Source organism: Achromobacter aegrifaciens (assembly GCF_902859735.1).
GTDB lineage: Bacteria > Pseudomonadota > Gammaproteobacteria > Burkholderiales > Burkholderiaceae_B > Achromobacter > Achromobacter aegrifaciens.
The window spans coordinates 1-12445 of the sequence record NZ_CADIJY010000017.1; the positions used below are offsets into that span (position 1 = coordinate 1).

Sequence of the window (12445 nt, forward strand, 5' to 3'; positions counted from 1 at the left end):
GGCGCCTGGGCCGGCGCCGGAGCGCGGGCCGTGCGGGCGGGCGCCGGCTGGGCGGTGCCGCGGTCCATCACCTTGATGATGTGAAAACCGTTGCCGCTCTGGATCAGGCCGCTGACCTGGCCTTTTTGCAGATTGCCGACGGCCTGAACAAACAGGTCGGGCCAGCCGTCCAGCGGGCGCACACCCATGACGCCGCCTTGCAAGGCTTCGGGACCGTCCGAGGCCGCGGCGGCCAGGCTGGCGAAGTCATCGCCACGCTTGGCTTGCGCCAGCAGGCTTTCGGCCTTCTTGCGCAGCACCGCCAGCTGCTCGGGCGACGAACCTTCCGGCACGCGCACCAGAATCTGGGCCAGGGCGTAGAGCATCGGGCCCGACGGCGCAGCGGCCTGTTGGGGTTCGGGCTGCGGCTGGGCCTGCGGTTGCGGGGCTGCCTGCGGCGCGGCGCCGAACGCCGGATTGCGCCGCTGGTCCTTCAGGAACGCGTCGACTTCGGCGTCGGAAATCACGATCGTGGAATCCACCGCGCGCTGACGCAGGCGATCCGTGCGGATCTCGTCGCGCAGCGACTTGCGATAACCGTCCCAGCTCGTGCCGGTTCTTTCGATTTCCTGGCGTAGCTGGGCCACGGTGATCTTGTTGCGGGACGCAATGGTCTGGATGGCTTGGTCGATTTGCGCATCATCCACGCGTATGCCCAGGCGATCCGCCTCATGGCGCTGCACGCGCTCCATGATCAGGCGTTGCAATACCTGATGCTGCAAGGTCTGATCATCGGGCACCTGGATGCCCCGGGTCTTGAGCTCGCTCGAAATGCGCAACGACGCATCGCGCAATTCGCGCAGCGTGATCACGTCCTTGTCCACGACAGCAGCAATGCCATCGACGAACTGCTCGCGCTGCGGCGCGGGCGCAGCGTTCTTCTGCGCGGCGGAATTCGGCTTGGCGCCATTGTTCGCGGCCTTGCCGCCCTGCTCGGCCGCATGGGCCACGGGCAAGCCGGCGCACACGGCCAACAGCAGCGCATTGCCAGAGAGGCGGCGCAAAGAGTGCAACCTACGCATCATTCATACCTTTCAAATGTGGTCCCGGCAGGCACAGGCGGCGTAATGCGCGTGTAGCCGGGGATACTTCTGTTCAGCAGGTTCATCGGGTCGGTTCCCAGGGAGCCCAGACCGGTCAGTTCAAGCTGGAAGAACAGTGCCGAGTTGGCGTCCGTGGCGGATACCGCGTATCGCTGGTAGACCATGCGGCCCACCCAGCAGCAATCTCCCTTGTACTCCAGGCCGGCAATGGCCTGCGTGACGCGAGGCGAGTCCATCGTGCCGGCCAGCGTGCTGGACGGACCGCTGCGCAGCGAGTAGTCCACGCGCCCGACGCCGTACCAGCGCTTGGAGAACGGCCACTGCATGGCCAAGCTCACCTGGTTCTGACCCTGCGCCTGATATTGGACCCCGGGCTGGGGATCGCGTTGGTAGCGGTAGGACACTGCCACCGTCGTCAGGCGCTGCGGCGACCAGCGCGCGCTGATCAGGCCGCGCGACCAGTTGCTGTCGTAAGGGTTGTATTGCGCGGCGATCTCGGTGCTTAGCGTGTCGGTCAGCGCCGCGCTGGCGCCCAGGAGGAAGTCCGAACGAACATTCTCGCGAGGCACTTCACCCGGCAACGTGACCTTCTGGTCTGCAAAGTACAGACGCTGCGCAACGCCCAGCGACATGCGCTCAAATCCGGTGTTGGCATCCAGCCAGCGCGTCGTCAACGCCGCAGTCAGCTGATTGGCGTTCGCGATGCGGTCCCAGCCACCGGTATAGATGTTCTCTTCGAACGCCTGCGAGAAGCTGAAATCAGCCAAAGAGGTGTCGTAGACAGGCAGTTTGGACTGGTCGCGGTACGGCACGTACAGATAGTACAGGCGCGGCTCCAGGGTCTGCGTGGAGGCCTTGCCGAACAGCGAGGTGTCGCGTTCGAAGATCAGCCCCGAATCCAGGGACAAGATCGGCACCGAACGGGATTGAGAGCGCGGAGTACCCGGGCTCAGGTTGTACCAGTCGGTGTTGTACTGGGTGTAATTGACGCCCGCCTTGGGAACGATGAACCAGCCGGGCTTGACGACGGGGTAGGAAACCGTGGGATAGGTTTGGAAGCGATTGCCATCAGGCCCCATGCGCTGGCCTTGGAACAACGACTTACGGAAACGCACGGCCGTTGAAGTCCAGTCGACGTCAAAACCGCCCCAGTCATAGCGGGCGCCGCGGAAGGAGAGTTCCGGCTCCTTGTCATACGGTGGCGACAGCGGAGCATCGGGATCCTGCAGCGTCTGATACTTGTGGACCTGCACATAGCCGCTCCAATAGCCGGACGCAGACGTCCAGCCCAGCCGCGCGCGCTGCGGCAGATAGGTTGTCGAGGCCTGGTTCAAGCCCAGCTGTGAAATATCGCGGAAGTAGTTGTCGTCCGACACCTTCGCGATATCCCAGTCCGCATAAAACCCGTAGGGCAGCACCTGCTGGTGGCGCCACCAGTACATCCAACGATCGCTGTCGGTCAGCTTATCGCTGGGCAGGTAGGTGCCATCCAGAATTCCGCCGTAGCCATTGCCGAGATAGCGGAACTCACCCCCCAACTGCAGCCCGCGCTTGGAGAAGTAGCGCGGCTGCACGGTCATGTCATAGTTCGGCGCCAGATTCAGGTAGTACGGAATCGAAAAATCGAAACCGCCCTGGCTGGTCGTGCCATAGGTCGGCATCAGGAAGCCCGACTTGCGCTCCCGCTTGACCGGAAAGGTCATGTAAGGCGACGCCAGGATGGGCACGTCCTTGAAATACAGCACACCGCTGCGGGCCACACCTTCGTTCTCATCGAAGTCGATGTCGACGGTATTGGCCTTGATGTACCAGGACGGCGTTTCGCAGGCGCAGCCGCTGTACGTCACCGTGTGCAGCCGCATCTGCGAGCGGCTGAAGATGTCCGCATGCTCGGCGACGGCGAAGCCGCCGTTGGCGCCCATCCAGAAATTGGGTTTTTCGATCTCGCCCGAGGACTTGTCGACGTTGAACTTGGCATTCGGCCCGATCACCAGGGTGCCGTCGCGCATCATGCGCGCGCTGCCCTGCACGTCGACTTCGCCCGTGTCCTTGCGGTAGTTGATGCGGTCGCCCTTGATCACGCTGTCGATGCGGCGCACCTGGGCATTGCCCGTCAGGGTCAGGTCAGAGTCGGGATCGCCATCAATGCTGTCCGCCTCCATGAAGGCGGGAATGCTGTCGTCCGGCAGGCGGTGGATCCGCAGGCCCGGCGAGGTGCGCAACACGGGAGTCGCCGAGGTCGACGACGCGGCGGGAGCGCTGCCCTGGCTACCTTGGGCCTGGACGGCTCCGGCGGCGACACTGACAGCAGAGAGGATCAACCATCGAACCTTGCGCACGAGTGAAAACAGCCCTTTTTGACGATGGTGGGAACGCGACACCGGCACCCACGGAGGGCCAATGCTAACGGAAACGAGCCGGTATTATAGAGAAGCCGCGCCATAGGCCCAGACTTATGTGCTCGGGACACAATTCTCAGCAATATTGCCTTTCTGACACGGATCTTCCTTGAAAAACGATCACGACCCCCGCCTGGAGCAGATCCGCCACTGGCTGGGCGGCCTGCCCGCCAGCCTGAACCTGGCCATCGACACGCTGCGTCCGGCGTCGGCCGACGCCAGCTTCCGCCGCTATTTCAGGCTGGACGCCGGCGAGCGCACCTTGATAGTCATGGACGCCCCGCCCGCACACGAGGATTGCCGGCCCTTCCTGCACGTGGACCGTCTGCTGGCGGACGTCGGCCTGAACGTGCCTGCAGTGCTGGAGCAGAATCTGGACCAGGGCTTGCTGCTGTTGTCCGACCTGGGCGAGCAGACCTACTACCAGCGCATTCAGGCCGGACTGCCGGACAGCGAACTGCAGACGCTGTATCGAGAGGCCCTGGCCGCCCTGGTCCGCCTGCAACAGGCCTCCACTGCCGGCCTGGGCACTTATGACACCGCCCGCCTGGCTGACGAACTCAAGCTCTTCCCCGAGTGGTACGTGCAGAAGCATCACGGCGTGACGCTGGACGACAAGACCGCAAACGCGCTGGAAAAGATCTTCGCATTGCTGTCCGCGAGCAATGGCGGACAGGCCCAGGTGCTGGTGCATCGCGACTACCATTCGCCCAACCTGATGGTCTGCGACCAGCCGAAGTACGGACCGAACCCGGGCATCATCGACTTCCAGGATGCGCTGGCCGGCCCCATCACCTATGACCTGGCCTCCCTGGTGACGGATGCCCGCACGACCTGGGAAGAACCCCAGCAATTGGACTGGGCCATCCGCTATTGGGAAATGGCGCGGGCGGCCGGCCTGCCGGTGGACTCGGATTTCGCGGAGTTCCACCGCGCCTATGAATGGATGGGCCTGCAACGCAACCTGCGCATCCTGGGCGTGTTCGCCCGCCTGAATCACCGCGATGGCAAGGCGCATTACCTGGCCCACATTCCGCGCATGAACGGCTACGTGCGCCAGGTGGCCCAGCGCTACGGCGTCTTCACGCCGCTGCTGCGCCTGCTGGACAAGCTCGACGACCGCCAGGTCAGCGTCGGATACACCTTCTGATGCGGGCCATGATCCTCGCGGCGGGCCGCGGCGAACGGATGCGCCCCCTCACCGACCGCCTGCCCAAGCCCCTGTTGTCCGTGGGCGGCCAGCCGCTCATCGTCTGGCACCTGCGGCGGCTGGCGGCCGCCGGCATCCGAGACGTGGTCATCAACCATGCCTGGCTCGGCCACGAAATCGAGAGGGCGCTGGGCGACGGCAGCACATACGGCGTACAAATCCGCTATTCGGCCGAAACCTCCGCGCTGGAAACCGCCGGCGGCATCGTCCAGGCGCTGCCGTTGCTGGGCGACGAGCCCTTCCTCGTCGTCAACGGCGACGTCTGGTGCGACTGGGACCCCGCCGCGGCCGCAGGCTTGGCGCGCACATTGCCTGAAGGCGGCGCCTGGCTGCTGCTGGCGGACAACCCGCCCCAGCATCCGGCTGGCGATTTCCGCCTGGATGCCGACGGCAGCGTCCATGCCCAGGGCGAACCTCGTTTGACCTTTGCGGGCATCGGCGTCTACCATCCCTCGTTGTTCGCCGACGTCCCCCGGGGCGCGGCAGCGCCCCTGGCGCCTCTGCTCCGGCAAGCCATGGCCCGCGGCCTGGTGCGCGGCGCGCGCCACCAGGGCAAATGGACGGATGTCGGCACGCCGCAGCGGCTCGCCGACCTGGATGCCGAGCTCACCGGCCAAGCACGCTGATGTCCACATATTTCACAATATCAAGGTGCGCAACCAGGCTTGTCCGCGCACCCAACGGTCCCGGCTAACGGGGTATTCTCTAGCGCTTTGACCTGCGCGCGCAGCGCGCGGGCGAGCAAACACACAGGAAGTTTTCTAGGAATGGGGATGTTTGGAAGATCGCAACGGGCTGTATTCAAGCCTTCCGTATACCAGCCCGGCCAACGCACGCGCCGCATGCCGCGCTGGCTGGTCCTGCTGCTGGTGGGCATCGCCCTGGGCGCCGGCGGCGTGCTCTTCCTGCAGACCAACTACGGCCCGCAACGCCTGACCGTGGAGCAATCCGAGCAGCTGCACAGCGAACTGAGCACCGCCAACCTGGAGCGCCAGCGCCTGCAAAGCCAGCTTGAGGAAGCCACCCAACAACGCGACGCCAACAAGTCCGGCCATGAAAAGCTGACCGCCGACCTTTCTGAAGCCCGCAGCAAGATTGACACGCTGAACAAGGAACTGGTGCTGTTCCAGGACGCCATGCCCGCCGACCCGCGCGGCGGCAACCTGGGCATCCGCTCGGCCACCTTCAAGCGCGCGCCCGGTCTGCTGGACTACCAGGTGCTGGTCATGCGCGAGGATCGCCAGGGCGCGCCGTTCAAGGGCACCCTGACCTTCTCCATCGACGGCACCTACCCCAACGGCCGCGCCGCCACCGTCACGCCGGAAGGCCCCGCCCTGAACGTCGACCGTTACGACTACGCCCTGGGCCAACTGAAGCTGCCCGACGGTTTCACTGCCAAGGTCGTGGTGCTGCGCGTGCTGGACGGCGCCCAGAAGCAGCAGGCGATGCGCATCTATTACGTGCGCAACTGATAGATACGCCGCGCCCGAAGACCCGCCCTGATCCGGCGGGTTTTTTTTTGCCCCAAAAATATGGTTGCGCGCGCAACCTCTTAAGCATATAGTTGCGTAAACAACCAATTTCTGGAGACAGCATGCCGCTCCCCGCGCACGTTCCCGTCCTTATCGCCGGCGGCGGCCCCGTCGGCCTGACGCTGGCCGCCCTGCTTGCCGAATACGGCATCCCCTCGCTGACCCTGGAGGCCGACGACGACTATTGCAACGGCAGCCGCGCCATCTGCATCTCGCGGCGGTCGCAGGAAATCATGGGCTGGGTCGGCGCCGACCGGCCCCTGACCGCCACCGGCCTGGCCTGGACCGGCGGCCGCAGCTACTTCCGCAACAGCGAAGTCCTGCATTTCGAGATGCCGCACGATCCGCTGCAGCGCTACGCGCCCATGGTCAACATCCAGCAATACGCCGTCGAGGAGTACGCCCATCAGGCCATGCAGCGCCATCCGGCGCTGGCCGAGCTGCGCTGGTCGGCGCGGCTTGCCGGCCTGAGCGCCGACGCGGACGGCGTCACGGCTGAAGTGGACATCGAAGGCGGCCGCCAGACCGTGCGCGCCGATTGGCTGATCGCCTGCGACGGCGGCCGCAGCACCGTACGCGAGGCCATGGGCCTGAAGCTGGAAGGCATGCAGTACGAAGGACGCTACGTGATCGTGGACATCGAACAGGAGTCCAGCCGCCCCGTGGAGCGCCTGGCCTGGTTCGATCCGCCCTCCAATCCCGGCTCCACCCTGCTCATGCACCGCCAGCCCGGCAACGTGTGGCGGGTGGACTACCAGATCCGCGACGACGAGGACCCCGAAGAGGCCGTAAAGCCCGAGAACGTGCTGCCCCGCGTGCAAAGCCATCTGGACATGATCGGCGAAACCGCGCCTTGGAAGCCGCTGTGGATCTCCATCTACAACGCCAAGTGCCTGACCTTGGAAAACTACCGCCACGGACGCGTGCTGTTCGCCGGCGACGCCGCCCACCTGGTGCCGATCTTCGGCGTGCGGGGCCTGAACTCGGGACTGGACGATGCCGGCAACCTGGCCTGGAAGCTGGCCTGGGTGCTGCGAGGCCAGGCTCCCGACAGCCTGCTGGACAGCTACAGCGTGGAGCGCGTCCACGCCACCCGCCAGAACCTGACCTATGGCGCCAAGAGCACCGAATTCATGGCCCCGCCGGACTTCGGATTCCGCCTGATGCGCGAGGCCGCCCTGCGCCTGGCGCTGACGGATGAGCGGGTGCGCCAGCTGATCAACCCGCGGCAATCGGCGCCCATCTCCTACGATGCCTCGCCGCTGAACCTGGATGATGGCGCGCCGCAGGCCGGCGTAACCGCCGCGCCCGGCCAGCCCGCGCCCGAAGCGCTGCTGCATGATCGCGGCGCGCCGCTGCATCTCAGCGCGTGCTTTGGCGCCGGCTTCGTCGCGCTGGCGCTGGCTCCCGACACCGCTCTGGCGGCCGAACTGGACGCCCTGGCCGCCGCCACCCGCAACTCGCCCCAGCCGCTGCGCGTGCTGAAGACGGGCGATGATGCCTTGCAGGACCCGCACGGGCAGCTACGCCAGCGCTACGGCGCGCAAGCCGGCGCCGTCTACCTGCTGCGGCCCGACGGCTACGTCCTGGGACGCTGGATTGCCCCCTCGGCCGCCACCCTGCGCGCCGCGCTCAAGCCCTACTACCCCTCGATCGCACTGGACGCGCACAAGGAAGAGCTAGCATGAACAACGATGAACTGGACCAGGTCTATACCGCCATGGCGCAGACCCTGACGCGCGTCGGCGAAGAACAGGCGTCGCTCTTCCTGTCGATCCTGAGCCTGTCGCTGCTGGCCCGCGTGAGCGATGCGCGCGACGCCGCCGCGCTGCTGGCCCAGGCGGAAGCCGCCTGCCTGGCCAACGGCCCTGTGGCACACTATCCCGCCTCCGCCCCTGCCCGCCCGACGTGAAACAGCCCGCCCTGGAACGATTCCTGACCTACCGCCTGCACGTGCTCAACAAGATCACGGACAGGGACACGAATCGCGCCTATCTGGAAGAATGCGGGATTCCTCTGGGCGAGGCGCGCTGCCTGGCGGCCATCGGCCGCTACGCGCCCTTGTCAGTCAACGATCTGGCGCTGGCGGCCAATCTGAACAAAGGCCAGGCCAGCCGCTCGGCGCAGGCGCTGGTGGACCGCGGCCTGGTGGAAAAGACCATGTCCGCCTCGGATGGACGCGGCGTGGTGCTGGCGCCCACCCCGGACGGCCTGGTGCAATACCAGCGCGTCATCGACCTGATCGCCCGCCGCAATGAAGAGATCTTCGGCTGCCTCAGCGCCGACGAGCAGCGCCTGCTGGGCGACATGCTGGACCGCGTGAACAGCCATTTGCAGCCCGACGCGGACGGCTCGGAAGAGCCGCTCCCGCCCACGCCGCCAGGAAACGCGCCCTAAGCCTTGGGCGCGGTGGCGCCCAATTGCGCTGCCGCCTCGTCCATGAACTGCGCCATGCGCACATCCAGCTCGGTCACGCCGCCGGCGTCGTGGGTGGTCAAGGTCACGTCCACGCGGTTGTAGACGTTGGTCCATTCCGGATGATGATTCAGCTTCTCCGCAAACATGGCGACGCGCGTCATGAAGCCGAATGCCGCATTGAAATTGGGAAAGCGGAAACGCTTTTCGATGGCGTCGCGCATCGCCACTGCCTGCCAGCCAGACAGGGCGGCCACGGCGGTATCGGTGCCGATGCGGGCGGGAGGGAACATGCTCATGACGGACTCCAAAAAAACAGGCGGCGGCGCGTTGCGCCAGCCGCCTCGGACACTGGGCTGGCCCAGGCTTACTGCTGGACCGCGTACAGGTAGATCTCCACCCGGCGGTTCAGCGCGCGGCCTTCGGCGGTCGCATTGTCGCCGATCGGATCGTTCGGCCCGCGGCCCTCGACCGTCAGGCGGCCCGCTGCCACGCCCTGCTTGCTGAGGTAGTCGGTCACGCTCTTGGCGCGGTTGACCGACAAGGTCTGGTTATGCGCCAGGGCGCCCGTGCTGTCCGTGTGGCCGACCACCTTGGCCCGCAGTTCAGGATGCTGGTTGAGCGAGCGCGCCACGCTGTCCAGCACCGGCAACAGCGCGGGTTTGAGCTGCGTCTTGTCGGTATCGAACGACACGCCGCTGGGAATGTTGACCTTGAGACTGCCGTCGGGCATTTCGACCACGTCGATGCCCAGCGACGAAGCGCCCGACTTCTGCACGTCTTCCTTGACGACCTTCCAGTTGTAGCCAACCAGGCCGCCCGCCACCGCGCCGATGCCGGCGCCGATGGCCGCGCCCTTGCCGTGGCCGATCAAGGCGCCGATGCCGGCGCCGATTGCCGCCCCCGCGCCCGTGCCCACGGCGGTATTGGTCTGCTGCTGCGTGGCGCATCCCGCCAGCAATGCACCCGCCGCCGCAACGACTGCGATCCGGTTGAATATTGTTCTTGAGCTCATGGCAACCTCCACTTATTCCGTCGGTGTGCCGGATCATTCCGGCCAGACCATGCTAGCAAGCACACGAAGGGAGGCAGGCAACATTTTGTACTATCAGGAAGGTCCTGAAGATAGTGCAGCCGCGCTGTGGAACACGGCCGCAGCCTGGGCGGAAAGACGCTCAGGCCCGCAACAATGGGCTACATTCCATCCGCCGCCAGCCGGCCTCCGATGCGAAGGCCGGCGCCCGGCGCCTAACGCTGCTGGAACGTCCGGCGCGCCACGCTCAGCGACACCATCGCCATGAGCGCAATGGCCAGCAGGTAATAGCTGGGCGACAGCTTGGAGTCGGTGGTCGCGATCAGCCAGGTCAGGATGAATGGCGCGAAGCCGCCGAAGATCGTCACGGCAATGTTGTAGCCCAGGGACAAGCCGGTGGTACGCACCTGCACGGGGAAGATGGCGGACATCAGCGCCGGCATGGGCGCGAAGTACGCCGTCGCCAGGATGCCCAGGATGACCTGGACGATCATCAAAACGCCCACCGTCGGATACGACACCAGCAGATAGAACAAGGGATAGCACAGCAGCGCGGTCGAAAGGGCCGCGGCCATCATGATGCGCGCGGGTCCGATGCGGTCGGCCAGCGCGCCGACGAAGGGCGCGCCTACCGTCATGATGACGCCCGTGACCAGCGTCGCCAGAAAACCGATGGTAGGCGGCAGACCCAACTGGCGGATCGAGTACGTAGGCATGTACAGGGCCAGGTAGTTGCCCACCGAGCCCAGCGCCACGAAGCCAACGGTAACCAGCAGCCGCAGCTTCTGCCCCGCGAACATGTCGCTCAGCGGCGAAGCCGATGCCTCTGCCGCGCTGAACTCCGGCGTTTCATCCATGTGATGGCGGATGTAGTAGCCCACCGGCGCGATCAGCAGGCCGAACACGAACGGAATGCGCCAGCCCCAGCTTTCCAGCTGGGCCTGGGTCAGCGTCGCATTGAGCACCGCGCCGAACAAGGCGGCCAGCAGGATCGCCGCGCCCTGGCTGGCGACCTGCCAGCTGGCGTAATAGGCGCGCCGGTCCGGCGCATATTCAATGAGGAAGGCCGTGGCGCTGCCGAATTCCCCGCCCGCCGAAAAGCCCTGGATCAGCCGGGCGACCAGGATGATGATCGATGCGGCCACGCCGATCTGCGCATGCGTGGGGACCACCACGATGATCAGCGTGCCTATCATCATCAGGAAAATGGACGCCGTCAGCGCCGCCTTGCGGCCCGCCCGGTCGGCATAGCTGCCCAACACGATGGCGCCCAGCGGCCGCATCAGGAACGACACGCCGAAGGTGGCCAGCGCCAGCAACAGCGAGGAGCTCTCGCTGGCGGACGGAAAGTACAGCTTGGCGATGATCAGCGCGAAGGTGCCGTACGCGATCATGTCGAACCACTCCAGCGCATTGCCGATGGACGCGGCGATCACCGCGCGCCGCGCCTGGGCGCGCCGGTCGCCTGCCGGCGCCGCCTTGCTGCGGCCGGCGGCGGCCGCATTCCACGTTGTCTTCTCCGAATAAGCCATTTTTCCCTCTGTTATTTTCTAAAAATTAACGATCGATCAACTCATTGGCCGGTCATCGCAAGATGGCCCGCCAGCTTTTCCATGAACTGTTCGCACAGGCCGATCTGCGACAGCGCGACATACTCGTCCGGCCGGTGCGCCTGCTGCAGATTGCCGGGACCGCAAATGACCGCCGTCATGCCGGCCCGCTGGAACAGGCCGGCCTCCGTGCAATACGCCACCTTCTCGGTGCCGCGCGCGCCAGTCAGCGCCTGCGCCAACCGCGCAATCTCGGCGGTGGCGGCGGTATCGAAACCGGGCACCTCGGCCAGCGCTTCCAGCTCGATGTCGGCCTGCGGGTTCTCCGCCTTGATGCGGTCGCGCAGCTCGCCAGTGATGTAGCGGCGCAAACCGCCGATCACGTCCGGCGCCAGCACGCCCGGGATGGTGCGGAATTCGAACTCGAACTGGCAACGGTCCGGGATCGTGTTGACGGACAAGCCGCCCGAGATCGTGCCGGTGTTGGCCGTGGTGTACGGCACCTCGAAGTCCTGGTCGAAAGGGCCGTTCTGGCGATGGGCGTCGGCCATGTCGCGGATGTGGCAGATGGCGCGCGCCGCATATTCGATCGCGTTGACGCCGCGCGGCGTCAACGAAGAATGCGCGGCATGCCCATGCACGGTGCAGCGGTACAGATTGCTGCTCTTGTGGGCGGAAATGACGCGCATCTCGGTGGGCTCGCCCACGATGCAGCTATCGGGGCGGATATCCAGCTTGGCCAATTCACGCAGCATGATGTCCGCCCCCAGGCAGCCGACCTCCTCGTCATAGCTCAGCGCCAGATGCAGCGGCACGCGCAAACGCCGCGACGTGAACGACGGCAGCATGGCCAACGCGGTTCCGATGAAGCCCTTCATGTCGCAAGTGCCGCGGCCATATAGGCGGCCATCGCGCACCTCGGGCGCGAACGGATCGCTGCTCCAGGCCTGGCCGTCCACCGGCACGACGTCGGTATGGCCGGACAGCACCACCCCGCCCTGGGTGCCGCCGTCCGCGGCAGGCACGGTCACGAAAAGATTCGCCTTCTTGCCGTCGGCGTTGTAGATCAATCGGGGCGCCAGACCGGTCGCGGCCAGGTGGTCGCGCACCGTTTCGATCAAGCCCAGATTGGACAGGCGGCTGGTCGTGTCGAAACGCACCAGCCGTTCTATCCATTCCAGGGAACGGGGAAGCTCTGCAGTATTCATGGGTCGTACCCTAAGG

12 protein-coding genes are annotated in these 12445 nt (G+C 65.8%); 6 read left to right on the forward strand and 6 right to left on the reverse strand.

Features of this window, described 5'->3' with window-relative positions:
- Both HV766_RS26925 and HV766_RS26930 read right to left on the reverse strand, forming a co-directional pair.
- The coding region (locus tag HV766_RS26925; RefSeq protein ID WP_175182151.1) for a peptidylprolyl isomerase at nt 1–1064 on the reverse strand (1064 nt) is incomplete at its 3' end.
- The gene (locus HV766_RS26930; RefSeq protein ID WP_175182152.1) at nt 1061–3421 is read right to left on the reverse strand and encodes an LPS-assembly protein LptD; all 2361 of its coding nucleotides are present in this window, start codon (nt 3419–3421) and stop codon (nt 1061–1063) included. The genes HV766_RS26930 and HV766_RS26925, both read right to left, overlap by 4 nt.
- 169 nt (nt 3422–3590) lie before the next feature.
- Between HV766_RS26930 and HV766_RS26935 the strand changes: the two genes are divergently transcribed.
- The 6 genes from HV766_RS26935 to HV766_RS26960 all read left to right on the forward strand — a co-directional run bounded on the left by HV766_RS26935 (nt 3591) and on the right by HV766_RS26960 (nt 8620).
- A complete protein-coding gene (locus HV766_RS26935; protein ID WP_175182153.1) occupies nt 3591–4631 on the forward strand; it encodes an aminoglycoside phosphotransferase family protein in 1041 nt (346 codons plus the stop codon).
- A complete protein-coding gene (gene murU / locus HV766_RS26940; protein WP_119451436.1) occupies nt 4631–5317 on the forward strand; it encodes an N-acetylmuramate alpha-1-phosphate uridylyltransferase MurU in 687 nt (228 codons plus the stop codon). Before HV766_RS26935 ends, murU begins: the two co-directional genes overlap by 1 nt.
- 147 nt (nt 5318–5464) lie before the next feature.
- Nucleotides 5465–6163, forward strand: a complete 699-nt coding sequence (locus HV766_RS26945; protein WP_054457540.1) for a DUF6776 family protein — start codon at nt 5465–5467, stop codon at nt 6161–6163.
- Nucleotides 6164–6285: 122 nt separating this feature from the next.
- Nucleotides 6286–7911 carry an FAD-dependent oxidoreductase gene (locus HV766_RS26950; protein ID WP_175182154.1) on the forward strand — a complete coding sequence of 542 codons (1626 nt, stop codon included), beginning with the start codon at nt 6286–6288 and terminating at the stop codon, nt 7909–7911.
- Complete coding sequence (locus HV766_RS26955; protein ID WP_054457542.1) at nt 7908–8135, forward strand: hypothetical protein; 228 nt, start codon at nt 7908–7910, stop codon at nt 8133–8135. The genes HV766_RS26950 and HV766_RS26955 overlap by 4 nt, the downstream gene beginning before the upstream one ends.
- Complete coding sequence (locus tag HV766_RS26960; protein ID WP_175182155.1) at nt 8132–8620, forward strand: MarR family winged helix-turn-helix transcriptional regulator; 489 nt, start codon at nt 8132–8134, stop codon at nt 8618–8620. The genes HV766_RS26955 and HV766_RS26960 overlap by 4 nt, the downstream gene beginning before the upstream one ends.
- Here the strand turns inward: HV766_RS26960 and HV766_RS26965 are convergent.
- From HV766_RS26965 to argE, 4 genes are all read right to left on the reverse strand, one after another.
- Nucleotides 8617–8937: a 4a-hydroxytetrahydrobiopterin dehydratase gene (locus HV766_RS26965; protein ID WP_119451434.1), complete on the reverse strand. Its 321-nt coding sequence runs from the start codon at nt 8935–8937 to the stop codon at nt 8617–8619. The two genes, HV766_RS26960 and HV766_RS26965, sit on opposite strands and share 4 nt — an antisense overlap.
- 68 nt (nt 8938–9005) lie before the next feature.
- Complete coding sequence (locus HV766_RS26970; RefSeq protein ID WP_054457545.1) at nt 9006–9653, reverse strand: YiaD family glycine zipper/OmpA-like lipoprotein; 648 nt, start codon at nt 9651–9653, stop codon at nt 9006–9008.
- 233 nt (nt 9654–9886) lie between these two features.
- Nucleotides 9887–11203, reverse strand: coding sequence for an MFS transporter (locus tag HV766_RS26975; RefSeq protein WP_254593367.1), 1317 nt, complete (start codon nt 11201–11203; stop codon nt 9887–9889).
- Nucleotides 11204–11244: 41 nt separating this feature from the next.
- Nucleotides 11245–12429, reverse strand: coding sequence for an acetylornithine deacetylase (gene argE, locus HV766_RS26980; protein WP_175182156.1), 1185 nt, complete (start codon nt 12427–12429; stop codon nt 11245–11247).
- Between the last annotated feature and the right edge of the window lie 16 nt (nt 12430–12445).

Excerpts from the sequence above, each read along its gene's own strand:
- HV766_RS26975 (WP_254593367.1), bottom strand. The coding sequence starts at position 11,203 with ATGGCTTATTCGGAGAAGACAACGTGGAATGCGGCCGCCGCCGGCCGC.
- HV766_RS26950 (WP_175182154.1), top strand. The coding sequence starts at position 6,286 with ATGCCGCTCCCCGCGCACGTTCCCGTCCTTATCGCCGGCGGCGGCCCC.
- murU (WP_119451436.1), top strand. The coding sequence starts at position 4,631 with ATGCGGGCCATGATCCTCGCGGCGGGCCGCGGCGAACGGATGCGCCCC.
- argE (WP_175182156.1), bottom strand. The coding sequence starts at position 12,429 with ATGAATACTGCAGAGCTTCCCCGTTCCCTGGAATGGATAGAACGGCTG.
- HV766_RS26965 (WP_119451434.1), bottom strand. The coding sequence starts at position 8,937 with ATGAGCATGTTCCCTCCCGCCCGCATCGGCACCGATACCGCCGTGGCC.
- HV766_RS26945 (WP_054457540.1), top strand. The coding sequence starts at position 5,465 with ATGTTTGGAAGATCGCAACGGGCTGTATTCAAGCCTTCCGTATACCAG.
- HV766_RS26955 (WP_054457542.1), top strand. The coding sequence starts at position 7,908 with ATGAACAACGATGAACTGGACCAGGTCTATACCGCCATGGCGCAGACC.
- HV766_RS26970 (WP_054457545.1), bottom strand. The coding sequence starts at position 9,653 with ATGAGCTCAAGAACAATATTCAACCGGATCGCAGTCGTTGCGGCGGCG.